The organism is Prevotella sp. PTAC (genome assembly GCF_013166535.1).
Lineage (GTDB): Bacteria > Bacteroidota > Bacteroidia > Bacteroidales > Bacteroidaceae > Prevotella.
Map to the genome: position 1 here is coordinate 110,909 of NZ_JABKKK010000010.1, position 25,219 is coordinate 136,127.

Genomic DNA, 25,219 nt, shown 5'->3' on the forward strand with positions numbered 1-25,219 from the left:
TTCATACTTTTTGGTGTATGAATGATTTGTCAATCACTTATCACCATTCTTTTTGTGCATATCAACTTGGAATCTATAATAAGAGAGTATAGATACATTCCTGCACTCATCATGTCTGCGGAGAACGAAAGAGATGTTTCGCCACGGTTGGGAATGCTTATTTGTTTTATTTGTTTTCCGTTCAAGTCATATACGCATAGCATGGCGGCCTTTGCGGATGCGGGGATATTCATTTTTATTGTTGTTGTGCCGGTAAAAGGATTAGGGACGTTCTGTTGCAGCGAACCCGTATCATTCGTGATGTCGTCCAACCCTGTTGTCTCATTTGCTTTCGGCGCAGTTCTTTTTGATATGCCGGGCGTTTCGAGTTCGGCAATTTTTGTGTTCAGTTCGTTGATGGCCTGTATGAGTAATGGTATCATCTCCATATAGTTGATGCTTTTAGTGCCGTCGGTATTTGTATATACCAAATCAGGGAAAATCTCTTCAAGTTGTTCTGCGGAAATCCCGTAATGCTTCTTTGATAGTTTTTGAAGTTCAATATCGGTTTTGCCAACCTCAACATTTGCCGTATCTTCCGCTATGGCCTGTGCTTTAACCGGAATATCCTTATAGTAAGATATGGTGCTTATGCCGGTGAGCATGTCTTTCACGGGAACATTTTCTTGTGTCGTACTGTTGCCGCGAGCCGTTTCCATTTGCTTTAAATTTGCCGATTCATAGAGAAGAACACCGTCTATATTTCCGTTTACGGTAAGGTCTCCGTTGACTCCTACATCTCCATTGAAATATCCTGCATATCTTTGAAACAGTTGTGTTCCATTTTCCGTAATGTTTGTCGTACCATATACGGCCGCACCGTTAGCACTGCCGGCAAGTCTTCCATAAACTCCATAGTTCCAGCCCTGCGTGGCGTTTCCGGCGCTTCCTATTACACCAAATGAACGTCCTTTGTTCTTGTATAAATTGTTTGATGTGACGGCTTCTCCTTTTAAGCCGACATTGAAGTTCATTCCGTCTGAGATTGATTTCATTTCTCCGCCAAGCGTCCATTGTATCGTATTGCTTTTTGCCTGGCTGAAAATTCCGTTGCGTGAATCGTGGGTGGAATAAATGGTAAAATCGGAATTTCCGTTGTTGCCGATCGAAAGAGGTGATAATGGAGTTCCGGACGCATTTTGAATGGCAACATTACCGTTTGTGTTTACTTTAAGTTGGGCGAATGACGGACATGCGAAGCAACTTACGAGGATGATGTGTGATAAAGTTTTTTTCATAGGTATTCTGTTTTATTATGTTATCAATTGCTTTTTGCAAATATATTAACAAATCGACTGATTGTGTTTCTTTTTCGCACATGTTTTATGAAAGATTAACATATATACGATTCTCTCATCCCATCGTATCGCCAAATGTATCGTGATAATCCTTGCTATGTGGGTGTTTTTGTGGTAACTTTGTGCAGTACGAATATCCCGACATTATGAATAATATGACATTCTTATTACAAAAACACTATCTGTGCCTGCATATTTATGCAATAATCGAAGACTATAAAATATGACATTGTCGTGCGGCAGACTGCCATACGCATCTTTTTACACCTATTTTTAGATATACGGCGACTGCCGGATGCCGTGTTTGCGGGGCTTCACCACTGTGTGAAGCCCCGCAAACACGTTTATACCGGGATGTATATTTATGCAAAACGTGGCCTCACCGGTCTCTGGTATGTGTCGCCACGCCCCGCAACGGGCTATCCGTTGAGCCGCATTTAGATGCCGAATGGACGGCGTTTAGCCGTTAAATGCATCGCGATTGGTATCCGAATGCGATATGGTTGGTTGCCCGTTGTGGGAAAACGGCCTTGTTATCATGATTTGTCTACGCACCAAGGTGTCATCGGTGACAAACGTGTCATTTTCCAATGGTTATTTCGCCGCTTTTCATTCCGTTTTGCATAAATATACGTTCGTGGAGACGATGCGCATTGTTTGAATAATGTTTACAGAATGCGGATGCGTGGATAAAATATGGTTATCATGTAAGGGTAAAGGCGGATTTAACGGAGGATGCCGTTAAATCCGTCGCCATTGGCTGCCTGTCCTTTTGTCGTCGTTTGCAAATAAAATCGGAGTCATCATGATTATGGTGGGGCAATAATTTGGTGAAAAACATTGTAAGGGTCGAAGAGCAATCAAAAAAGTGTCTGAATATTTGGCTGTTAGATAATTTAATTGTAATTTTGCAGCCGCAAATCGTGGCCTTGGTCTCGATACGTGTAAGTTTAATTAAAAATTTAAAACAAAAAGGCAAAATGATTATTGTACCGGTAAAAGAAGGCGAAAACATCGAGAAAGCCCTCAAAAAGTTTAAGAGAAAGTTTGAAAAGACTGGTGTCATCAAGGAACTTCGCGCACGTCAGCAGTTCGACAAACCCTCTGTCTTGAAGAGACTTAAGATGGAGCACGCCGTTTACGTACAGAAAATGAGAAACACCGAGGAATAAAATAATCTTCGGAAAATTTGGTAGTTTGAATATATTTCCGTAAATTCGTTGCCGAAAGATTGATGTTTGGCGAGGCGTTTTATGGTTATCGAACAATTTTTGAACTACTTGCGCTATGAGCGGAACAGATCGCCGCTGACGGTGCAAAACTACGAAAAAGATCTTCGTGATTTTGAGTCGTATTTCAAAAGATTGGATAATCAACTCTCTTGGCAGTCGGTAGATTCCGATGTTATCCGTAAATGGATGGAGAGTATGATGGATAAAGGAAACGTTGCGACCTCGGTCAACAGAAGACTGAGTGCTCTGCGTTCCTTTTTTCGTTTTGCTCTGATTCGGAATTTGGTGGGCAAAGACCCGACACTTGTCGTGAAAGGACCCAAGCGAGCCAGGCTGTTGCCGCAGTTTGTCCGGCAAGACACGATGGATAAACTTCTCGATGAAGAGGAGTGGTGGGATGATACATCTTTTAAAGATGTCCGTGCACGTACTATTTTATCAGTGTTCTATGAAACCGGTGTGCGGCTTTCAGAACTCACGGGGCTGGACGATTCGGATGTGGATATGGTCGGTCGGCAGATAAAAGTGACGGGAAAAGGAGGTAAACAACGCGTCATACCTTTTGGGGGTAGTCTTGAAAAAGCTCTGAAGAAGTATCGGGATATGCGCGATGAAGTCGTGTTGCCTGTATCGCGAGCTTTTTTTGTAGACGACAAAGGAGAGCGGATGAAACAATATAATGTGCGGACATTGGTGAAAAATCATCTTTCGAGAGTTCTCACTCAGAAGAAACGCTCCCCGCATGTGCTTCGTCATTCTTTCGCTACGGCCATGTTGAACAACGGCGCAGGCATAGAAAGTGTGAAAAAACTGCTTGGGCATGCCGGACTCGGCACAACGGAGATTTATACTCACACAACGTTTGAGCAGTTGAAGAAAGTTTATAAAGAAGCCCACCCAAGGGCATAACCTTATTAAAACAGGAGGTAACTATGGAAATTAAGATTCAGTCAATTCATTTTGACGCTACCGAAAAATTACAGGCGTTTATCGAAAGAAAAATCGCCAAGTTAGAGAAGTCTTACGAAGAAATACAGAAAGTAGAGGTGCAATTAAAGGTTGTGAAGCCCGCAACAGCTCAAAACAAGGAAGCAAGCATAACGGTTACGGTGCCGGGAAGCACGCTTTTTGTGGAAAAGGTGAGTGATACATTTGAAGAGAGCGTTGACCTTGGAGTCGACTCAATGCGGGTGCAACTTCAGAAATTCAAGGAAAAATCAAGGAATTATTAAAAAAAACCTTGAAAAATTTTGGTAATTAAAAAATAATGCCTATCTTTGCAGCCGTTTTCAGACAGGTTGTAACTCGAAAGAGAACGGCTGCAATGAAAAGCCTCTTTAGCTCAGTTGGCCAGAGCACGTGATTTGTAATCTCGGGGTCGTTGGTTCGAATCCGACAAGAGGCTCAGAAGCAGAGGCAAGGGAGAAAACATTTTAAGGGTGGTTACCAGAGTGGCCAAATGGGGCAGACTGTAAATCTGCTGTCTTTCGACTTCGGTGGTTCGAATCCATCACCACCCACTCTCTTTCTGAAAAGGAAGTTTTGCGGAAATAGCTCAGTTGATAGAGCACTAGCCTTCCAAGCTGGGGGTCGCGGGTTTGAGCCCCGTTTTCCGCTCTTTGTCGCTGTAATAGCTCAGTGGTAGAGCACTTCCTTGGTAAGGAAGAGGTCCTGAGTTCAACTCTCAGTTACAGCTCTAAAACAATAAATCAAGATTATTCATTAAAATTAAAACAATAAGCTATGGCTAAAGAAAGTTTTGTGCGTACCAAACCGCACGTAAACATTGGAACTATCGGTCACGTTGACCATGGTAAGACCACTCTGACGGCTGCCATCACAACCGTTTTGGCTAAGGCCGGTCTTTCAGAGATTAAGTCTTTTGATCAGATTGACAATGCTCCTGAGGAAAAAGAGCGTGGTATCACCATCAACACTTCTCACGTTGAGTATGAGACAGCTAACCGTCACTATGCTCACGTAGACTGCCCGGGTCACGCTGACTATGTGAAGAACATGGTAACAGGTGCCGCTCAGATGGACGGTGCGATTATCGTGGTTGCCGCTACTGACGGTCCTATGCCCCAGACACGTGAGCACGTGCTGCTCGCTCGTCAGGTGAACGTTCCCCGCTTGGTTGTGTTCCTGAACAAGTGCGATATGGTTGAGGACGAGGAAATGCTCGAACTCGTGGAAATGGAAATGCGCGAGCTTCTCGACCAGTACGAGTATGATGGCGACAACACTCCTATCATCCGCGGTTCTGCCCTTGGTGCACTGAACGGTGTCGCTAAGTGGGAAGAGAAGGTAATGGAGCTTATGGCACAGGTGGACGAGTGGATTCCGCTGCCTCCGCGTGATACAGATAAGCCTTTCTTGATGCCTGTTGAGGACGTATTCTCAATTACCGGTCGTGGTACTGTTGCCACAGGTCGTATCGAGACTGGTGTTATCCACGTAGGTGATGAGGTTGAGTTGCTCGGTCTCGGTGAGGACAAGAAGTCTGTCGTAACAGGCGTTGAGATGTTCCGCAAGCTCCTTGACGAGGGTCAGGCCGGTGACAACGTAGGTCTGTTGCTCCGCGGTATCGACAAGGCAGAAATCAAGCGCGGTATGGTACTTTGCCACCCGGGTCAGATTAAGCCGTTCAAGAAGTTCAAGGCTCAGATCTATGTATTGAAGAAGGAAGAGGGTGGACGTCACACTCCGTTCGGAAACAAGTATCGTCCTCAGTTCTACCTCCGTACAATGGACTGTACAGGTGAAATCACTCTGCCGGAAGGCGTAGAGATGGTAATGCCCGGTGACAACGTAACTATCACTGTTGAGCTTATCTACGCTGTTGCCCTGAACGTTGGTCTTCGTTTCGCTATCCGCGAAGGTGGCCGTACGGTAGGTGCAGGTCAGATTACAGAGATTATCGACGATTAATCGGCATCCTTAAAATCGGCATCCGTGTGGTGCCGATGGAGAAATATCAAAAAGATTCCCGTTCTTTTACGGCGGGAATCTATTTTACGGGATTAGCTCAGTTGGTAGAGCACTGGTCTCCAAAACCAGGTGTCGGGAGTTCGAGCCTCTCATCCCGTGCTAAAAAGAAAGAACGTCATGTTTAAAAGATTTGTAAATTATTGCAAGGCTTGTTACGACGAACTTGCGCATAAGACTACTTGGCCGACGTGGCCTCAACTCACACATAGTGCGGTGATCGTATTATCAGCTTCCTTGGTTATCGCATTGGTGGTTTGGGCAATGGATTTGGTTTTCAAGTTTGTCATGAGTTCTGTTTATCCTAATTAATCATTACTATTTGAGATGTCTGAAACAGGAATGAAATGGTATGTTCTTCGTGCCGTTAGTGGAAAGGAAGCAAAAGTCAAGGAATATCTTGAGGCTGCAATCAAACACGACGATGTATTGGCTGCCAATGTGAGTCAGGTTCTCCTGCCTATGGAAAAGTATGCCATGCTTCGTAACGGCAAGCGCGTTATCAAGGAGAAATTATTTCTTCCCGGTTATGTGCTTATAGAGGCAAACCTTCAAGGCGAAGTCGCGCATACGTTGCGCTTCATGCCGAATGTTTTGGGCTTCTTGGGTGGTTTGGATAATCCAACCCCTTTAAGACAGACTGATGTGAACCGTATCCTTGGCACTGCCGAAGAGACAAATATAGAGAGTGTGGATTTGAACATTCCTTATAGTGTTGATGAGACAGTGAAGGTGACGGAAGGACCTTTCAGCGGATTTAGCGGTATTATCGAAGAAGTAAATGCCGAGAAGCGAAAGTTGAAAGTTATGGTCAAGATTTTCGGACGTAAGACTCCGTTGGAATTAAGTTTTATGCAAGTAGAGAAAGAGTAAGGTACAAATTGTTACGGTGTGCCTGATTCTTTCGTATATAGCAGAACAGATGTAAGTCTGTGACGCATCTATAATCAAATTAATTATTAATAAAGAAATGGCTAAAGAAGTTGCTGGATTAATCAAATTACAGATTAAAGGTGGCGCTGCGAATCCTTCACCTCCAGTAGGACCTGCATTGGGTTCTAAGGGTATTAATATTATGGGATTCTGCAAAGAGTTCAACGCCAGAACCCAGGATAAGGCAGGTAAGATTCTTCCTGTTGTTATCACTTACTACACTGACAAGTCATTCAGCTTTATAATCAAGACTCCTCCTGCAGCTGTACAGCTTAAAGAGGTAGCCAAGGTTAAGAGCGGTTCTGCGCAGCCAAACCGTAAAAAAGTCGCAACTGTGACTTGGGAGCAGGTGAAAGCTATTGCAGAGGATAAAATGAGCGACTTGAATTGCTTCACTGTGGAAGCAGCTATGAAGCTGATTGCCGGAACAGCAAGAAGTATGGGTATCACTGTACAAGGGGAGTTCCCTGGTAAATAATTAATAACTTCAAGAAAATGAGTAAACTGACAAAAAATCAAAAGTTAGTAGCTGATAAGGTTGAAGCAGGGAAAGCATACTCTTTGAAAGAGGCAGCAGAGTTGGTGAAAGAAATAACTACCACCAAGTTTGATGCATCGCTTGATATTGACGTACGCTTGGGTGTAGATCCGCGTAAGGCAAACCAAATGGTTCGTGGCGTGGTTTCATTGCCCCACGGAACAGGTAAGGTTACCCGTGTGCTCTGCCTCTGTACACCGGACGCTGAAGCTGCTGCTAAGGAAGCAGGTGCAGACTACGTTGGTCTTGACGAGTATATCGAAAAGATTAAAGGTGGTTGGACTGATGTTGATGTTATCATAACAATGCCGTCATGTATGGGTAAGATTGGTGCGCTGGGTCGTGTTCTCGGTCCTCGCGGATTGATGCCTAACCCAAAGAGTGGTACTGTGACAATGGACGTTGCTAAGGCAGTTAAGGAAGTTAAGCAAGGTAAGATAGACTTTAAGGTTGATAAGGCCGGTATTGTGCATACGTCAATCGGCAAGGTTTCTTTTACCGCTGATAAAATCTATGATAACGCGAAGGAATTCATCCAGACCATTATCAAATTAAAACCCGCTGCTGCTAAAGGTACATATATTAAGAGTATCTTTATCTCAAGCACCATGAGTAAGGGTGTAAAAGTAGATCCTAAATCAGTTGAATAACTCGTTAAAAGTTTAGTAAAATGAAAAAGGAATTAAAAGATACTATAATTGTAGAACTTGGAGAGAAGTTGAAAGAGTATCCGCATTTCTATTTGGTTGACATATCCGGATTGAATGCAGAGAAAACAAGCGATCTTCGCCGTAAGTGTTTCAAGAGCGATATCAAGATGATTGTCGTGAAGAATACTCTTCTTCATAGAGCTTTCATGGCAGCTGATGTTGATTTCGAACCGTTTTACGGTTGTTTGAAAGGAAATACGGCCGTAATGTTCACAAATACGGCAAATGTACCAGCTAAATTGCTCAAGGAATATACAAAGGAGGGTATACCTGCGCTTAAAGCTGCTTATGCGGAAGAGAGTTTGTTCGTAGGTGCCGATAAACTTGAGGAATTAGCTTCTCTAAAGAGCAAGAACGAACTTATTGCAGACGTTGTGGCATTGCTGCAATCTCCGGCAAAGAACGTTGTTTCTGCTCTCCAGTCAGGAGCAAACACCATTCATGGTGTGCTGAAGACTTTAGGCGAGCGTCCTGAATAAAACTTGGCCTTAGGCATTAAAGTTTAAAAGTCAAATAATTCAACATTAAAAAACATTAAAATTTAGAATAAAATGGCAGATATTAAAGCTATTGCTGAAGAGTTAGTAAATCTTACAGTTAAGGAAGTAAACGAGTTGGCAACAGTCCTGAAGGACGAGTATGGAATTGAGCCCGCCGCTGCAGCTGTTGCTGTTGCTGCCGGTCCTGCTGCTGGTGGCGCTGCTGCCGCAGCTGAGGAGAAGACTTCTTTTGATGTGGTTCTGAAAGAAGCCGGTTCTGCTAAATTGCAGGTTGTAAAGGCTGTTAAGGAAGCTTGCGGTCTTGGTCTGAAAGAGGCTAAGGATCTCGTGGACGGTGCTCCTTCTACATTGAAAGAAGGCATGTCTAAGGACGAGGCTGAGAACCTGAAGAAGACAATCGAGGCTTCAGGTGCCGTAGTTGAGCTCAAGTAATATAGTGCACAACAATAGTTAATGGTTAAGAATCTCTCAGTAGGAGATTCTTAACCTTTTTGTGTCTTTTACATAATAATAAGACAAAAACGGGACAATAGGTCCATTAAGATAAATTCATTTTATGGCTTCAAAATTAATAGACAACAGAGTAAATTTTGGCAGCGTCAAGAATCCGATGCCGTTTCCGGATTTTCTCGATGTACAATTAAAGTCTTTCAAGGACTTCCTGCAATTAGACACTCCGCCTGAAGAACGCAAGAATGACGGTTTGTATAAGGTGTTCTCAGAGAACTTCCCTATCACTGATACGAGAAATAATTTCGTTCTTGAGTTCTTGGATTACTATATTGACCCGCCTCGTTATACAATTGATGAGTGTTTGGAGCGTGGTCTTACATATAGCGTACCTTTGAAGGCTAAGTTAAAACTATATTGTACGGATCCGGATCATGAGGATTTCGGTACTGTCATCCAAGATGTATTTCTCGGCCCAATCCCTTATATGACGGCAAACGGTACGTTTGTTATTAATGGGGCAGAGAGAGTTGTTGTTTCACAGTTGCATCGCTCGCCGGGTGTGTTTTTCGGTCAGAGTGTGCATGCCAATGGTTCTTTGTTGTATTCTGCGCGTATTATTCCTTTCAAGGGTTCTTGGATAGAATTTGCCACAGATATTAACAACGTGATGTATGCTTACATCGACAGAAAGAAGAAGTTGCCGGTTACGACCCTTCTTCGTGCCATAGGTTTTGAAGCAGATAAAGATATTCTCCGTATCTTTGATTTGGCTGATGAAGTAAAAGTCAATAAAGCCAATATGAAGAAGTATATCGGAAGTAAATTGGCTGCACGTGTCCTTAAGAGCTGGAACGAAGACTTTGTTGATGAGGATACAGGTGAGGTCGTTTCTATCGAACGTAATGAGGTCATCATGGAGCGTGAGACAGAGATTACCGAGGATAACATGGATGAGATTTTGGAAAGCGGTGCTCAGACCATATTGGTTCATAAGGATGAGACGGTGGCACAAGACTACTCCATTATATTTAACACATTGCAGAAAGACCCGAGTAACTCTGAGAAGGAAGCCGTTTTATATATTTATCGTCAGTTGCGTAATGCAGATCCGGCAGATGACGCAAGTGCACGTGAAGTCATACAGAATTTGTTCTTCTCTGACAAGCGTTATGATCTTGGCGATGTTGGCCGTTACCGTATAAATAAGAAGTTGGGGCTCAATACCGAGATGGATATTCGCGTCCTTACGAAAGAAGACATAATCGAGATTATCAAGTATCTTATACAATTGATAAACTCAAAGGCTACGGTGGATGATATCGACCATTTGTCAAACCGCCGTGTCCGTACGGTTGGTGAGCAGTTGAGCAATCAGTTCTCCATAGGTCTTGCCCGTATGAGTCGTACGATTCGCGAGCGAATGAACGTGCGTGATAATGAAGTGTTCACTCCTACCGACTTAATAAATGCCAAGACTGTTTCAAGTGTTATAAATTCATTCTTCGGAACGAACCCACTGTCACAATTTATGGATCAGACGAACCCGTTGGCAGAAGTTACTCATAAACGCCGTTTGTCTGCTTTGGGTCCCGGTGGTCTTTCTCGTGAACGTGCGGGATTTGAGGTGCGTGACGTTCATTATACACACTATGGTCGTTTATGTCCTATCGAGAGTCCGGAAGGTCCTAACATTGGACTAATCTCTTCTCTCTGTGTGTATGCTAAGATTAATGAACTTGGTTTCATAGAAACACCATATAGAAAGATTGACAATGGGGTTGCGGATCTCAATAATGATGATATAGTATACCTCACGGCAGAAGAAGAGGAAGACCATATAATAGGTCAGGGAAATGCACCGCTCAATGATGATGGAACATTTATCCGTGATGTGGTAAAATGCCGTCAGGATGCCGATTTTCCGGTTGTTCCGCCATCGCAGGTGGATCTTATGGACGTATCTCCACAGCAGATTGCTTCGATTGCGGCATCTCTCATTCCTTTCTTGGAGCATGATGACGCTCACCGCGCTTTGATGGGATCCAACATGATGCGCCAGGCTGTACCATTGCTTCACAATGAAGCGCCTATAGTCGGAACCGGTATAGAGAAGCAGGTTTGTGAGAATTCTCGTACTATGGTTACGGCGGAAGGTGAGGGAGTCGTGGAGTATGTAGACGCAACGACAATACGTATTCTCTATGATCGTACGGAAGATGAAGAGTTTGTAAGTTTTGAGCCGGCTCTGAAAGAATACAGAATATCAAAATTCCGTCGTACGAACCAAAATATGACAATAGACCTTAGGCCTATATGTAACAAGGGACAGCGCGTGAAAAAAGGCGATATCCTTACAGAAGGATATGCAACCGAAAACGGTGAGCTTGCCCTCGGACGTAATCTTCTTGTTGCTTATATGCCTTGGAAAGGATATAACTATGAGGATGCGATTGTTCTTAATGAACGAATTGTACGTGAAGACGTATTGACTTCGGTTCATGTAGACGAGTATTCTCTTGATGTTCGTGAGACCAAACGCGGTGTAGAAGAGTTTACCAGCGATATACCGAACGTTAGCGAAGAGGCTACGAAGGATTTGGATGATAACGGTATTATCCGTGTTGGTGCACGTGTTGAGCCGGGCGATATACTTATCGGTAAGATATCTCCGAAGGGAGAAAGCGATCCTTCGCCAGAAGAGAAATTACTTCGTGCCATATTCGGTGATAAAGCCGGTGACGTAAAGGATTCTTCGCTCAAAGCAAATCCATCTTTGACTGGTGTTGTCATTGATAAGAAATTGTTTGCCCGTGCGATAAAAAATCGTCAGACCAAGCAACAGGATAAGGCAGTTCTTGCCAAAATAGACGAGGAATATGAGGCAAAGGTAGAAGACTTGAAAGATATTCTGGTTGATAAACTGCTTGCCTTGACAGATAATAAGGTGTCACAAGGAGTGAAGGACTATACCGGAGCGGAGATTATAACAAAAGGTAGTAAGTTTACGATGACCAATTTGAAAAATCTTGAATATGGAGATATTCAGATCAGTAATTGGACTGATGACGAGCATAATAACGAGCTTATTGCCAAGTTGATTATAAATTACATGAAGAAATACAAACTCCTTGATGCTGAGATGAAGCGCAAGAAGTTTGCTATAACAATCGGTGACGAGTTGCCATCCGGTATTTTGCAGATGGCTAAGGTTTATGTAGCCAAGAAGCGTAAGATTGGTGTGGGTGACAAGCTTGCCGGTCGTCATGGAAATAAAGGTATTGTATCAAAAGTTGTTCGTCAGGAAGATATGCCTTTCCTTGAGGATGGTCGTCCTGTGGATTTGGTCTTGAACCCGCTGGGTGTGCCATCTCGTATGAACCTTGGCCAGATATTTGAAGCCATTCTTGGTGCTGCCGGTAAAAAACTCGGAGTTAAGTTTGCTACTCCTATTTTTGATGGCGCAAAACTTGAAGATCTTGCAGAGTGGACAGACAAGGCCGGGCTTCCTCATTTGTGTTCAACCCATCTTTATGATGGTGAGACAGGAGAGCGTTTTGACCAGCCGGCGACAGTGGGAATCACTTACTTCCTGAAGCTAGGCCACATGGTTGAAGACAAGATGCATGCCCGTTCCATCGGTCCTTACTCACTTATTACACAGCAGCCGCTTGGTGGTAAGGCGCAATTCGGTGGACAGCGTTTCGGAGAGATGGAGGTTTGGGCACTTGAGGCATTTGGCGCAAGTCATGTCCTTCAAGAGATACTTACAGTCAAATCTGATGATGTTGTGGGTCGTAGCAGGGCTTATGAAGCAATTGTCAAAGGAGAATCCATGCCGACCCCCGGTATTCCGGAGTCACTCAATGTACTTTTACATGAGTTGAAGGGTCTCGGTTTGAGTGTAACTCTCGATTAATCAGAAACTCTTTACATAAATAATATAGAATAAAGAAAATATGGCTTTCAAAAAAGATTCAAAGATAAAGAGTAATTTCACCAAGATTACCATAGGACTTGCGTCTCCTGAAGAGATTTTGGAAAGTTCTTTTGGTGAGGTGACCAAACCGGAAACAATCAATTACCGTACATACAAGCCTGAGCGTGACGGCTTGTTTTGTGAGCGTATTTTTGGTCCGACAAAGGATTACGAGTGTGCTTGCGGTAAATATAAACGTATCCGCTACAAGGGCATCGTTTGTGACAGATGTGGTGTTGAGGTTACAGAAAAGAAAGTTCGTAGAGAGCGTACCGGTCATATCGAATTAGTTGTTCCGGTAGCTCATATTTGGTATTTCCGTTCTTTACCTAACAAGATAGGTTATTTGCTCGGTTTACCAACGAAGAAACTCGATGCCATTATTTATTATGAACGTTATGTTGTCATACAGCCCGGTTTGATGGCCGGCAAGAAAGACGCGGAAGGCAATGATATGCCGGGTTCAAATATGTTCGACCTTCTTTCAGAGGATGAATATAATAACATATTGGATAACCAGCTTCCTATTGAGAATGCTTATCTTGATGATAATGACCCGAATAAGTTTATAGCAAAGATGGGTGCGGAAGCTATTTACGACCTTTTGCTCAGAATAGATCTGGACTCATTGTCGTATGAACTTCGTGACCGTGCCAATAGCGACACTTCCGTTCAACGTAAGAATGAAGCCCTGAAGCGTTTGCAGGTTGTAGAGGCGTTCCGTACGAGTAAAGAGGTAAATCATCCCGAATGGATGATTATGAAAATAATTCCGGTTATCCCGCCAGAACTCCGTCCTTTGGTACCACTGGATGGCGGACGTTTCGCCACTACAGACCTTAACGACCTTTATCGCCGTGTTATCATACGTAACAATCGTTTGAAGAGACTTGTTGAGATAAAGGCTCCCGAGGTCATTCTCCGAAACGAAAAACGTATGTTGCAGGAAGCTGTCGACAGTTTGTTCGACAACTCCCGTAAGAGCAGTGCGGTGAAGAGCGACAGCAACCGACCGCTGAAATCACTTTCAGACTCATTGAAAGGTAAGCAGGGTCGTTTCCGTCAAAATCTTCTTGGTAAGCGTGTAGACTATTCCGCTCGTTCGGTTATCGTTGTAGGCCCTGAATTGAAAATGGGTGAGTGCGGTTTGCCGAAATTGATGGCAGCCGAACTCTATAAACCATTCATTATCCGTAAACTCATCGAACGTGGAATTGTAAAGACTGTAAAGAGCGCAAAGAAAATCGTGGATCGCCGTGAACCGGTTATTTGGGATATTCTTGAAAACGTGATGAAAGGTCATCCCGTACTCCTTAACCGTGCCCCGACACTTCACCGTCTCGGTATTCAGGCTTTCCAGCCGAAACTTATCGAAGGTAAGGCTATTCAGTTGCACCCGTTGGCATGTACGGCGTTCAATGCCGATTTCGACGGAGACCAGATGGCTGTCCACCTCCCATTGAGCAACGAGGCTGTTCTCGAAGCCCAGATATTGATGCTTCAGAGCCATAATATCCTTAACCCGGCTAACGGAGCTCCTATCACAGTGCCTTCTCAGGACATGGTGCTTGGTCTTTATTATATCACCAAAATCCGTCCGGGCGCAAAGGGAGAGGGACTTACGTTCTATGGTCCAGAGGAGGCGATAATCGCTCATAATGAGGGTCGTTGCGATTTGCATGCCCAGGTTCGTGTCATCGTCAAGGACCTTGACGAGAGTGGTAGCCTTGTGGACAAGATGGTAGAGACATCTGTCGGCCGTGTGATTGTAAACGGAATTATCCCGGAGGAAGTCGGATTTGTCAATAAGGTCATATCCAAGAAGAGTCTTCGCGACATTATCGCTGACGTTATTAAGTCCGTCGGTTTTGCCGAGGCGTGCGAGTTCCTTGACGGTATAAAGAACCTTGGTTACCGGATGGCATATCTCGCCGGACTTTCTTTCAACCTCGACGATATAATCATACCGGAAGAAAAGGTGGCGCTTGTAGAAAGAGGAAACGAGGAAATCCGTCAGATTACTGAAAACTATAATATGGGATTCATTACCGATACCGAGCGTTATAATCAGGTTATCGACACGTGGACTCATATCAATAACGACCTTGGAAATGTCTTGATGAAAGAGATGACCGAGGCCGATCAAGGATTTAACGCCGTATTCATGATGCTTGACTCGGGTGCCCGTGGTTCAAAAGACCAGATTCGCCAGTTGTCGGGTATGCGCGGACTTATGGCAAAACCACAAAAGGCAGGAGCCGAGGGTGCGCAGATTATCGAAAATCCTATTCTTTCTAACTTTAAGGAAGGAATGTCGGTGCTTGAATACTTCATCTCTACACACGGTGCTCGTAAGGGTCTTGCCGATACGGCCATGAAGACAGCCGATGCCGGATACCTGACACGTCGTCTTGTGGATGTCTCTCATGATGTCATCATCAATGAGGAGGATTGTGGAACACTTCGCGGACTTGTCTGCACGGCGTTGAAAAACGGTGATGAGGTAATATCAACTCTTTATGAGCGTATTCTCGGCCGTGTTACAGTGCATGACATTATCCATCCTAATACGGGTGAAACAATATTGTCGGCAGGCGAAGAGATAAACGAGGCCGCAGCTCAGATAATCGAAGACTCTCCCATCGAGAGTGTTGAGATCCGTTCCGTGCTTACATGTGAGAGCAAGCATGGAGTCTGCATGAAGTGTTACGGACGTAACCTTGCTACCCGCCGTATGGTTCAGAAAGGTGAGGCTGTCGGTGTCATAGCCGCTCAGGCCATCGGTGAGCCGGGTACACAGCTTACTCTTCGTACTTTCCACGCCGGTGGTGTGGCTGCCAATGCTGCCGCCAATGCGTCTATCGTGGCAAAGAACGACAGCCGGATAGAGTTTGAAGAATTGCGTACGGTACCTTTTGAAGAAGAAGGCCGCAAGTGCGAGATGGTTGTCAGCCGTCTTGGTGAGGTTCGTTTTGTGGACGCAAATACCAATATCGTATTGTCGACGATGAACGTACCTTATGGTTCTTCGCTATATTACAAGACCGGTGACGTGGTTGCCAAGGGCGACAAGATAGCCCAGTGGGACCCGTTCAATGCCGTTATAGTTACCGAGTACTCCGGGACATTGAAGTTCAATGACGTTATCGAGGGTGTGACATTCCGTTCGGAAACCGACGAAACAACAGGTTTGACCGAGAAGATTATCACCGAATCAAAGGATAAGTCGAAAGTACCTACCTGTGACGTTATTGATGCCAATGGCAAAAAGGTCGGTACATATAACTTCCCCGTGGGTGGCCACGTGGTGGTGGAAGACGGTCAGACAGTCAAGACCGGTGAGACTCTCGTAAAGATACCACGTGCCGTAGGAAAGGCCGGTGACATCACCGGAGGTCTTCCCCGTGTCACAGAGCTGTTCGAGGCTCGTAATCCGTCCAATCCAGCTGTCGTTTCAGAAATCGACGGTGAGGTCACCATGGGCAAAGTCAAGCGTGGTAACCGTGAGATTATCGTTACGTCAAAGACCGGTGAGCAGCGCAAGTACCTCGTGTCGTTGTCTAAGCAGATACTTGTACAGGAGCACGATGCCGTGCGTGCGGGAACTCCGCTTTCCGACGGCGTAATCACTCCGGCCGACATCCTTGCCATCAAGGGTCCGACAGCCGTTCAGGAGTACATCGTAAATGAGGTGCAGGACGTTTACCGCTTGCAGGGTGTGAAGATTAACGATAAGCACTTCGAGATAATTGTGCGTCAGATGATGCGCAAGGTACAGATTAACGATCCGGGCGATACATCGTTCCTCGAACTCGAAATCGTCGACAAGCTCGACTTTGCCGAGGAGAACGACCGTATCTGGGGCAAGAAAGTGGTGACCGATGCCGGTGACAGCGAGAACATGAAGGCAGGCCAGATTGTCACTGCACGTAAGCTCCGCGACGAGAACTCGTCGCTCAAACGCCGTGACCTTCGTGTCGTTCAGGTGCGCGACGCGGTGCCCGCAACGTCTACGCAGATACTTCAAGGTATCACCCGTGCCGCTCTTCAGACAAAGAGTTTCATGTCTGCCGCCTCGTTCCAGGAGACGACCAAGGTGCTCAACGAGGCCGCTATCCGTGGAAAGGTGGACCGTCTCGAAGGTATGAAAGAGAACGTTATCTGCGGTCACCTTATCCCGGCCGGTACCGGTCTGCGCGAGTATGAGAAGATTATTGTGGGTTCGAAGGAGGAGTACGACCGTATTCAGGCCAACCGCAAGAATGTTCTTGACTTCGCCGAGGAGGCGGTGGAAGCCGCAAAGGAATAAAAAAACAATCATTTTATATCTGTAAACAAGGGCAAATCCCATCATGGGATTTGCCCTTGTTTTTTTGGGGGGCTTTTTCTTGTCAGCGGTTTTATTTTCGTGTTTCTTCCATAATGTGATGTTTGGTTGTCTCCGCGTCGAATTCTTTTTTATCCTTTCACCGGTTGCCTTATCATTATCCGCCGCCATTTTTGCTCTTGTATGGGTATTTATATATCAGTTCTTTTTTATTTATGGTATTCAATCCATGTTCTAAAATTCAGGCGAACGTCGGGTGGTGTATGGTTTTGTCAATTGTTCTGTTTGATGACAGTATAGTCCGTTAAACGAATTTCATGACAAATGTATGCTGTACATAAAACTTTTTCTACATACATATTCGTTTTTTTTCGGCGATTATGTTCCTGATGTTGTATATATATACGTAGTGTGATGACGGTTCTTGCATATTGGTGCAAGGCCATGACTTGTTTATGGTGCGTGAGGCGGCATGTTTCAATGTACCATTTCATTTTGTTTTCAAAGCCTGTTATTCACGCTTTTATGTCAGTTAAAAACGGTTTTTGTATAAAAAAATAAATCTTTGTTGAAAGTGTCTTCTTGCCTTGAAAAATGAAGTGTTGATAATTAGGAATAATTATTACAAAAACGTCTTGAATACTCGATTGTTCTGAAATTTAAAATCTGCGGCCGGAAATATCCATGTATTTCGGTTCTTAACGTAAGTCGCTGTAGGTCAATATGGTACTGCGGTTTGCCGTGGGTATGATATTAATTTCCATTAACGGCCACTGCATTAGGATACCCGTTGTGGTCCGTTTAGCGTCCCGCTGCATTGTAACGGGACGCTAAATGGATTGCAACGGGCTGCTAAACGCATCGCAAAGTGTTGCTAAACGCATTCCAATGAGTATCCCGTTGCAGAAAATCTGCAAGATTATCATTTTGCACAATGCGACATATCGCATTGTGTATCGTACTGATTGTTCTATTTCGCGTAAAACAAAAATGTTAAATCTGTGATATTTTATTTACACTGCGTCTGTTCGTATTATCATACTTTCCATTCTTGTCTTCCCGGCTTCCGTGGTTAAGTATAATTAATTGTTCTTTTTGTGAAGCCTCAGGGCCTTTCGGCCGTTTATTGTCGTTTTTACATGAAAAACGGCATGTTAGGCAAAGATATATTTTTGTGATATATGAATAAATCGTAACTTTGCACCATCAATCGTAGTATAAACTGTTTCATGATAAGACGGGTGACACCGGCTGATGCGCCGGCGATAGCGGACATTTACAACCATTATGTGGTGAACACGGTGGTATCTTTCGAGACGGAGCCGGTCACGGTCGAGGCCATGCGGCGGCGTATCGGGAGCCTGTCGGCCGACTATCCCTATTTCGTCTGTGAGGAAGAGGGGGTGATAGCAGGCTATTGCTATGCCCACGCATGGAAAGAGCGTGCTGCATACGCACATACGTTCGAGACCACGGTATACCTGTCACCGCAGTGCCGCGGCCGTGGGGTGGGGCGGCGGTTGATGGAACGGCTCATCGCTGAGTGCCGTCTTTGCGGTTGCCATGCTCTGATAGCATGTATCACGGCTTGCAATACCGCCAGCCGCGCTTTTCATGAGCGACTCGGTTTTCGTCAGGTATCTCTGTTCCGGAGCGTGGGTTTTAAACATGGCAGCCTGCTTGATGTGGCCGACTATGAACTGTTGCTTATAGAAAACGAACAATAGATAACCGATGACAAATTTAATCAAAAGACTATCCCTTGCGGCTCTCTTGCTGGCGGTCTGTGTGTGCGCGGATGCCCAGAAGTCGCGTAAGCCGCAGAAGCGCGGCAAGTATGAGTTCTCGTTCGACCTGCCATGCTATGTCGAACAGCTTAAAAAAGAACTGACGTACCCGATGGCCTGGGGCAACAGCCACACCCGTAACTTCGGAAAGTGGAAGAAAGAAGCCCGTGCAAAAGTTTTCGAGTGCATGATGGCGCCACCGCTGAAAGCGGCCGCCTACGATATGAAAGTCATTGCCGAGGAGCGCCGCGACGGATATACGGCACGCAAGGTAGAGTTCAACGTAAATGCCTACTCGCGCATAGTGGCTTATCTGCTCGTGCCCGACGGCAAAGGACCGTTCCCGGCCGTCAACATGCTGCACGACCACGGGGGGCATCTTTTTATAGGAAAGGAGAAGATGATACGCCCGTTTGATGAAGATACCGTTGTCACAAACGATGCCGACCGCTGGGTGGAGCGGCTCTACGACAGCAGCTATTTCGGTGATTTCCTTGCCCGTCACGGTTATGTGGTGTTCTCTGCCGATGCCCCGATGTGGGGCGAACGCGGCCGTGAGGAAGGGGTCGATCGTAGCAAGTACGACATCATCGCCGGCAACATGATGATGCTCGGCCGTGATCTCAGTGCGTTCATGACCTACGACGATATCGCCGGTACCGATTTCCTGTCAACGCTGCCTTGTGTCGATGCCTCGCGCATAGGGTGCGCCGGATGTTCCATGGGAGCCTATCGGGCGTGGATGCTCTCAGCCCTCAGCGACAGGGTAAAGGCCGGTGCTGCCATCTGTTGGATGGTGACCACCGATGTTCAGATGTCAGTGAAAGACAAAAAGCGGGAATACGGCGGTTTTGCCAATTGCATTCCCGCCCTGCGGCAGTATCTCGACTATCCTCACATTGCCTCTTTGGCCTGCCCCAAACCGATGCTGTTCATCAACGGCAGCCGTGACCATCTCTTCCCTGTTGACGGTGTGCGGAGTGCGTTCGACACCATGCACGCCGTGTGGGACAGCCAAGGGGCGTCTGGCGATCTTGAAACCGAGATATGGGATATCCCCCACTCATGCGGCTTGAAAGCCCAAGAGCGTGTGCTCGAATTCTTTGAAAAGGTTTTGAAATGAATTTGAATATAGGTATATCAATGTGAAATGACTCATTTCACATTGATATATTCCATATGTCCACATGCGCTTATGGCGAATATCGCTGCTATGAGCGACATGATGTATCTTATGTTTGTTTTTGGCATTGTATTTATATCTTTACCACCTCAGCCTTTCAAAATCTTCCTTTGTCTCGTCACTGTATATGTAAAGTGAAGCATTCTTATTTATACACTTTGCTTTTATTATTCCTTTCGCGAGGTCTTCAAGTTTACATTCAATTATCTTATAATCAAGAAAATCCGTTATAATAAGTTTTGTATCAGTTACAACCAAGTGCTTTATTGTTTTATAAAAGAAAGTATAATCCGGATACGTATGATATATACATCCTTTTGCTATCGGGTTCTTTTTCAAGTCGAGAACTGTCAGCATTAGTTTGAATTCGAACGATGTGAACACGCAGTCAAGCACAACGTTTATTCCATATTCCTTTATCCTCTTTTTCTTGAACAGCCACTCGTTTTTGTATCCACCCTGTCTGAACTTTTCGTGAAGTCCGATAAGTATCTCCGGTTTTACGTCACACACGATATTTGCCAGATAATATCCTTTTTCCAGCATTGTCAGGTAAAACTCATATCGTTCCTCGATGTCCATTGCTATATAACGGCTTTGTTCAGCTTCATCAAAAGGTATTGTAATCTCTATTGTCTTAAAACATTCGCTTAGCTTGACTGTCGGCTCCTTAATCTTTGCGGATAGTAAAACGTAAATCATATTATAAATGCCAGTTTCTATCTTTTCTTTACGCACAGCCTTTGACAGATAATAGCCTATAAAACAGGTGTTATAGCCAAACTTGTTACTAAAATCTTCATTTATGCCTGAATAGTATTCATGGCTTATGTTTAAATAAATGTATCTTAAATTCATGACATCTACAGTATTTGATGTTTATTATTATCTTTTAAAGATCCTTGGTCTTTCAATTTTTTAGCTCTCTCTCTTTCATAATTATAAATCTTTTCTCTTGCATTCTTTCCCGCCGGTTCTTTATGTGTTATAACAGATTCATATCTGTCCTCTCCTGCTTCACGATTTTATCTTGTTATTAAAATTCCATCAAATTGTTTAGCGGTTTCTATAATCTAAGTTTCATAATGATTCTGGTCTTTGATGTTATTTATATGCGTAACCATGAAGTATTCTGCCATCTGATTTTTGTATAAAAACGCCACCCCATCCCAGCCATCCATCGTAAAACAAGCAAACCTCCCATATATCTTCTTTGTTGCGTAGCTTTACAATGAGAGGTAGCCGTTTATATATATCATTTCCTTCGTTGGAATATAATATTTTAAATCCTATCTCAGCAGCTGTTTTTGCATCTTCGATTATACCGTTCGGTAGGTCTGATATTGTATTGTCCGGTGTGTATCCGTATTTTTCAATATAGCTCTTGTCCCTTTTGAATTTATTAATCCCTGATAGCAATTTCTTCATATCCTCATGATAATGCTTATTTCCTTTCTGATTAGGATTTATAGACAAATGCAATACACGTCCATCCGATTTCTGTATCATTAATGTGCTATGGACAAAAGTATTGTATCCACGGACAAGCCATATCTTATCGTTTATCAAGGTCACTTTATATCTTTTGTATGTCGCTGTTAATTTCTCTCCATGGAAAGCCTTGAATAGTATATTACTTGTTTGAACGGCTTTATTTGCCGTCTCTATTCCCAAATATCTCATGGTATTTATTTCTACTCTTATTGGCAAATATCCATTATCAGGAGCCGAGTCCCAATATAATATGTCCGGATTATCTTTAGAATCTCTATATTCATAGAGTTTGGTTTGAAGTTTAGGCCTCTGTTCGTTTTTTGATCTTTTGATAGTACTTTTGGATGACATACCCCCTAATATTATTAAGCATATTGTACCTGATATTAAAAGTATAACTCCATATATATATATTCTTTTTCTCATGATTTTAATGTATTATGGTATTGTTAAATATTGATTGTATAAAAATATGTTATTTATGTCAATAATACTATAGGGATTTTGTTCAAGAAATGATTGCTTCCGGTTCAATCGTTCAGGATCATTAGGGTCGCTTGGCATTTCGTTTGATAATACTTTTATTTTACCGGTCCTATGGTTGTATTTTTGCAGTTCCCCGTTCGGACTTGCTAAATATGAATCTATTTGGTGTGTATTTGCGGTTCCAATGTCGGTTATGTTTTTCTTTGAATTTGTAACTTTTTTCATTTTATGAGGTGGTAGGATTTGCCATCATCCATTATTCCCGAAAAGTAATTACTATAAAAAGTTTCCGAGCCAGGGCAGCCAGTCCGGCTCTTTTACGTTATACTTATACCTTTGTAACTCATACTCTTTGTCGTTTAAGTATAATGTTCCGAACGGATAGTACTGGTTTGTTTCCAATCCTTTGGAATATCCGTCTAATTTTGTATACTATTCAGTTCTTTTCATAATAAATAGCGATTATTCTTCCATCTGATTTTTGAATACTAAGATTTCCGGTTCCTCCACCAGAAAGAGTCCCTCTGATATACCACAAAGTTTTATCATACAATTCTATCTGAATAGGTTGGCTTTTATGAAAATCTATTATTTCATACCCAACTTCGGCTGCCGTCCGAGCATCTTTTATAACGCCATTCGGTAATTCATACACTGTGCTATCTGGCGTATATCCATATTTTGAGATATAATTATTATCTTTTTTAAATCTGTTAATCTGTATTAATAGTCTCTCTATATCTTCTTTGTATTGCTTGTTTTGCTTCTTATTTGGATTCATTGAGATATGCAGAACTCTTCCATCATTTTTTTGTATCATTAATGTACTATGAACAATGGTGTTATATCCACGAACCAACCACACCCTATTGTTTATCAATGTGACTTTATATCTTTTATATGTCGCTACTAAATTCTCTCCATGTATAGCCTTAAATATGATTGAGCTTATTTGGACAGCTAAACCAGGTGTTGTAACTTTGGGAACTATTGAAGCGTCTATAAATATATCCATGGGTAATTCTCCGAAATCAGGAGCTTGTTCCTGAGGTCTTTCGTGTTTCCTAATACCGTTAAATTCATATAATTTAGGTTGAGGCTTAGGCTTCTGATTTTCTTGTGTTGTTCCTATTATTATCAGACATATAACAATAGAAATAAAAAAAAGTATTCCGTATATGCATTTATTATTCTTTTTCATAATTGTAATATGTTATGGTGTCATTAAATATTGATTGAATGAAGGAAAATCTTTTATGTCAAGAAACATACTTTTATCCTTTTCAAAGAAAGGTGAAATGCTATTTTGCCTATCAGGGTCATTGGGGTCGCTTGGCATTTCGTTTGATAATACTTTTATTTTACCAGTCCTATGGTTGTATTTTTGCAGTTCCCCGTTCGGACTTGCTAAATATGAATCTATTTTATCTATATTTGCATTGCCAATATTGGTATCAAGCGTTTTTACTTTTTTTAATTTATGGGGAGGTAGGATATAATGTTTTTTATCCCTCATTCCTGAATAGTAATTGTCATAAAAAGACTTTGAATCATTAGCAGTACTGCGCCCATGTGTATGAGTAGTGGCAACGGTTTTAAATCCCCAAGGAGCCTTGCTTGAAATAACCACATCTTTATTACCTCTATTGGCAATTGTATAAGTATATCCGATTTCGCCTTTGTTATTCATTACTTTGAATATGCTGCTGCCATACTCTACTCCTTCCCGTATAGAATTATCATTGTAATACAATCCGAAATCTATAGCCGCTTCATCTGCCGTTCTGAAAAAGTCTCCCGGTTTCAACCCGTCAATATCAATCAGCTTTATCGGATTATTCAGACAATATACATACGGACTGACATTCAGATAATCGTCCGCGAGCGGGTCCGGCCTGTTCCACCTGCATAATATCGGGTCGTACATCCTCGCCCCGTAGTCATACCAGTCGAGTCCGAGCAGCCTGTCGAGTTCCTTGCCGTTATACTTATACCTTTGTACCTCGTCGTTTGCTCCGTATGTGTATGAGACGCTCTTTCCGTGGTATGTATATTTATTTACTGTCCATCCGGGTGCGTTTATGGCGAATATCGCTGCTATGAGCGACATGATGTATCTTATGTTTGTTTTTGGCATTGTATTTATATCTTTACCACCTCAGCCTTTCAAAATCTTCCTTTGTCTCGTCACTGTATATGTAATGCACGTATGTTCGTCAACGCATTTTGCTTTTATTATTCCTTTCAAGAGATCTTCCAGCTTACATTCTATCATATCTTGATCAAGAAAATCCGTTATAATCAGTTTTTTATCCGTTATGACCAAGTTCTTTATTGTTTTAAAAAAAAATATTCCATCCGGATAAGTCTGATATATGCATCCTTCTGCAATGAAGTTCTTTTTCAAGTCGAGAACCGTAAGCATGAGTTTGAAGTCGAATGATGTTAACACGCAGTTGAGCACAACATTTATTCCATATTCCTTTATCCTCTTTTTCTTGAACAGCCACTCGTTTCTGTATCCACCCTGTCTGAACTTTTCGTGAAGTCCGATAAGTATCTCCGGCTTTACGTCACATACGATATTTGCCAGATAATACCCTTTTTCCAGCATTGTCAGATAAAACTCGTATCGTTCCTCGATACCCATTGCGATATATCGGCTTTGTTCCGCTTCATCGAAAGGGATTGTAACCTCTATTGCTTTAAAATACTCAATTAGTTTTATTGTGGGTTCTTTTATTTTTGCAGATAGTAGAACATTAATCATATTATAGATACCTGTTTCTATCTTTTCTTTGCGAACGGCTTTTGATAAATAGTAGTATACAAAACTAACATTAAATTGAAATTTATAACTAAAATCTTGACTTATACCTGAATAATGTTCATGATGTATGTTTAAACTAATGTATCTTAAGTTCATAATTTATGGTCTTTTATGTTTATGTTCATCTGTTAAATATCCTTGTTTTTTTAATTTATCAGCTCTCTCTCTTTCATAATTATAAATCTTTTCTCTTGCATTCTTTCCCGCCGGTTCTTTATGTGTTATAACAGATTCATATCTGTCCTCTCCTGCCAGACGATTCCATTTCCTTACCTGACTCTCCGCTCTGTATGATTTGCCGTCTTTCCTTATCTTTCCGGAGCTTACACCTGTCTTGAAAATCTTTCCGGTGAAATTCTTGAAAATGTTATAGGTATTCCGAGCACGCTCGTTGTCTATAAAATCTTTACCACCTCAGCCTTTCAAAATCTTCCTTTGTCTCGTC

General features: G+C 43.0%; 22 protein-coding genes and 5 tRNA genes. 19 read left to right on the plus strand and 8 right to left on the minus strand.

The annotated features are described in order from the left end of the window. Positions 1 to 29: 29 nt before the first annotated feature. Positions 30 to 1,277 carry a T9SS type A sorting domain-containing protein gene (locus HPS53_RS09120; protein ID WP_172205807.1) on the minus strand — a complete coding sequence of 416 codons (1,248 nt, stop codon included), beginning with the start codon at positions 1,275 to 1,277 and terminating at the stop codon, positions 30 to 32. A 1,040-nt stretch (positions 1,278 to 2,317) separates the two neighbouring features. On the opposite strand from HPS53_RS09120, the gene rpsU reads away from it, so the two are divergent. From rpsU to HPS53_RS09215, 19 genes are all read left to right on the plus strand, one after another. Next, positions 2,318 to 2,509, plus strand: coding sequence for a 30S ribosomal protein S21 (gene rpsU, locus HPS53_RS09125; protein ID WP_104370089.1), 192 nt, complete (start codon positions 2,318 to 2,320; stop codon positions 2,507 to 2,509). Positions 2,510 to 2,590: 81 nt separating this feature from the next. Next, positions 2,591 to 3,478, plus strand: a complete 888-nt coding sequence (locus HPS53_RS09130) for a tyrosine-type recombinase/integrase (RefSeq protein WP_172205809.1) — start codon at positions 2,591 to 2,593, stop codon at positions 3,476 to 3,478. 23 nt (positions 3,479 to 3,501) lie between these two features. Further along, on the plus strand, positions 3,502 to 3,801 hold the full coding sequence (hpf, locus tag HPS53_RS09135) for a ribosome hibernation-promoting factor, HPF/YfiA family (RefSeq protein WP_104370036.1): 300 nt from the start codon (positions 3,502 to 3,504) through the stop codon (positions 3,799 to 3,801). Between the two features lie 99 nt (positions 3,802 to 3,900). Then, positions 3,901 to 3,974 (plus strand) — tRNA-Thr (locus HPS53_RS09140). Positions 3,975 to 4,006: 32 nt separating this feature from the next. After that, positions 4,007 to 4,089: transfer RNA gene (locus HPS53_RS09145), tRNA-Tyr, on the plus strand. A 24-nt stretch (positions 4,090 to 4,113) separates the two neighbouring features. After that, positions 4,114 to 4,186: transfer RNA gene (locus tag HPS53_RS09150), tRNA-Gly, on the plus strand. A gap of 7 nt (positions 4,187 to 4,193) precedes the next feature. Beyond that, positions 4,194 to 4,265 (plus strand) — tRNA-Thr (locus HPS53_RS09155). 47 nt (positions 4,266 to 4,312) lie between these two features. Further along, the gene (gene tuf / locus HPS53_RS09160; RefSeq protein ID WP_104369375.1) at positions 4,313 to 5,500 is read left to right on the plus strand and encodes an elongation factor Tu; all 1,188 of its coding nucleotides are present in this window, start codon (positions 4,313 to 4,315) and stop codon (positions 5,498 to 5,500) included. Positions 5,501 to 5,586: 86 nt separating this feature from the next. Beyond that, positions 5,587 to 5,659 (plus strand) — tRNA-Trp (locus HPS53_RS09165). Positions 5,660 to 5,677: 18 nt separating this feature from the next. After that, positions 5,678 to 5,869, plus strand: coding sequence for a preprotein translocase subunit SecE (gene secE, locus HPS53_RS09170; RefSeq protein ID WP_104369387.1), 192 nt, complete (start codon positions 5,678 to 5,680; stop codon positions 5,867 to 5,869). Between the two features lie 15 nt (positions 5,870 to 5,884). Further along, positions 5,885 to 6,430: a transcription termination/antitermination protein NusG gene (gene nusG / locus HPS53_RS09175; protein ID WP_104369376.1), complete on the plus strand. Its 546-nt coding sequence runs from the start codon at positions 5,885 to 5,887 to the stop codon at positions 6,428 to 6,430. Between the two features lie 97 nt (positions 6,431 to 6,527). Continuing rightward, a complete protein-coding gene (gene rplK, locus HPS53_RS09180; RefSeq protein WP_104369377.1) occupies positions 6,528 to 6,968 on the plus strand; it encodes a 50S ribosomal protein L11 in 441 nt (146 codons plus the stop codon). 17 nt (positions 6,969 to 6,985) lie between these two features. Then, positions 6,986 to 7,678, plus strand: a complete 693-nt coding sequence (rplA, locus tag HPS53_RS09185; RefSeq protein ID WP_104369378.1) for a 50S ribosomal protein L1 — start codon at positions 6,986 to 6,988, stop codon at positions 7,676 to 7,678. Positions 7,679 to 7,698: 20 nt separating this feature from the next. Next, complete coding sequence (rplJ, locus tag HPS53_RS09190) at positions 7,699 to 8,217, plus strand: 50S ribosomal protein L10 (protein ID WP_104369379.1); 519 nt, start codon at positions 7,699 to 7,701, stop codon at positions 8,215 to 8,217. Positions 8,218 to 8,289: 72 nt separating this feature from the next. Next, positions 8,290 to 8,670: a 50S ribosomal protein L7/L12 gene (rplL, locus tag HPS53_RS09195; protein ID WP_104369380.1), complete on the plus strand. Its 381-nt coding sequence runs from the start codon at positions 8,290 to 8,292 to the stop codon at positions 8,668 to 8,670. A 124-nt stretch (positions 8,671 to 8,794) separates the two neighbouring features. After that, entirely contained in the window at positions 8,795 to 12,607 is a 3,813-nt protein-coding gene (rpoB, locus tag HPS53_RS09200; RefSeq protein WP_104369381.1) for a DNA-directed RNA polymerase subunit beta, read from the plus strand. A 40-nt stretch (positions 12,608 to 12,647) separates the two neighbouring features. Next, complete coding sequence (gene rpoC / locus HPS53_RS09205) at positions 12,648 to 16,976, plus strand: DNA-directed RNA polymerase subunit beta' (RefSeq protein ID WP_172205811.1); 4,329 nt, start codon at positions 12,648 to 12,650, stop codon at positions 16,974 to 16,976. 1,247 nt (positions 16,977 to 18,223) lie between these two features. Continuing rightward, complete coding sequence (locus HPS53_RS09210; RefSeq protein ID WP_104369384.1) at positions 18,224 to 18,721, plus strand: GNAT family N-acetyltransferase; 498 nt, start codon at positions 18,224 to 18,226, stop codon at positions 18,719 to 18,721. A 7-nt stretch (positions 18,722 to 18,728) separates the two neighbouring features. Further along, positions 18,729 to 19,904 (plus strand): dienelactone hydrolase family protein, encoded by a 1,176-nt coding sequence (locus HPS53_RS09215; protein WP_104369385.1) that lies wholly within the window; start codon positions 18,729 to 18,731, stop codon positions 19,902 to 19,904. A 141-nt stretch (positions 19,905 to 20,045) separates the two neighbouring features. Here the strand turns inward: HPS53_RS09215 and HPS53_RS09220 are convergent, their stop codons facing one another. From HPS53_RS09220 to HPS53_RS12800, 7 genes are all read right to left on the minus strand, one after another. Next, positions 20,046 to 20,666, minus strand: a complete 621-nt coding sequence (locus tag HPS53_RS09220; RefSeq protein ID WP_172205813.1) for a hypothetical protein — start codon at positions 20,664 to 20,666, stop codon at positions 20,046 to 20,048. Between the two features lie 402 nt (positions 20,667 to 21,068). Beyond that, a complete protein-coding gene (locus HPS53_RS09225; RefSeq protein WP_104368270.1) occupies positions 21,069 to 21,884 on the minus strand; it encodes a hypothetical protein in 816 nt (271 codons plus the stop codon). Between the two features lie 12 nt (positions 21,885 to 21,896). Further along, positions 21,897 to 22,169, minus strand: a complete 273-nt coding sequence (locus tag HPS53_RS09230) for a hypothetical protein (protein WP_172205815.1) — start codon at positions 22,167 to 22,169, stop codon at positions 21,897 to 21,899. Positions 22,170 to 22,380: 211 nt separating this feature from the next. Further along, positions 22,381 to 23,145, minus strand: a complete 765-nt coding sequence (locus HPS53_RS09235; protein WP_104369185.1) for an NTF2 fold immunity protein — start codon at positions 23,143 to 23,145, stop codon at positions 22,381 to 22,383. Positions 23,146 to 23,157: 12 nt separating this feature from the next. Beyond that, the gene (locus tag HPS53_RS09240; RefSeq protein WP_172205816.1) at positions 23,158 to 24,081 is read right to left on the minus strand and encodes an RHS repeat-associated core domain-containing protein; all 924 of its coding nucleotides are present in this window, start codon (positions 24,079 to 24,081) and stop codon (positions 23,158 to 23,160) included. A gap of 21 nt (positions 24,082 to 24,102) precedes the next feature. After that, the gene (locus tag HPS53_RS09245) at positions 24,103 to 24,870 is read right to left on the minus strand and encodes a hypothetical protein (RefSeq protein WP_172205817.1); all 768 of its coding nucleotides are present in this window, start codon (positions 24,868 to 24,870) and stop codon (positions 24,103 to 24,105) included. 3 nt (positions 24,871 to 24,873) lie between these two features. Continuing rightward, complete coding sequence (locus tag HPS53_RS12800) at positions 24,874 to 25,173, minus strand: hypothetical protein (RefSeq protein ID WP_172205821.1); 300 nt, start codon at positions 25,171 to 25,173, stop codon at positions 24,874 to 24,876. Positions 25,174 to 25,219: the final 46 nt, after the last annotated feature.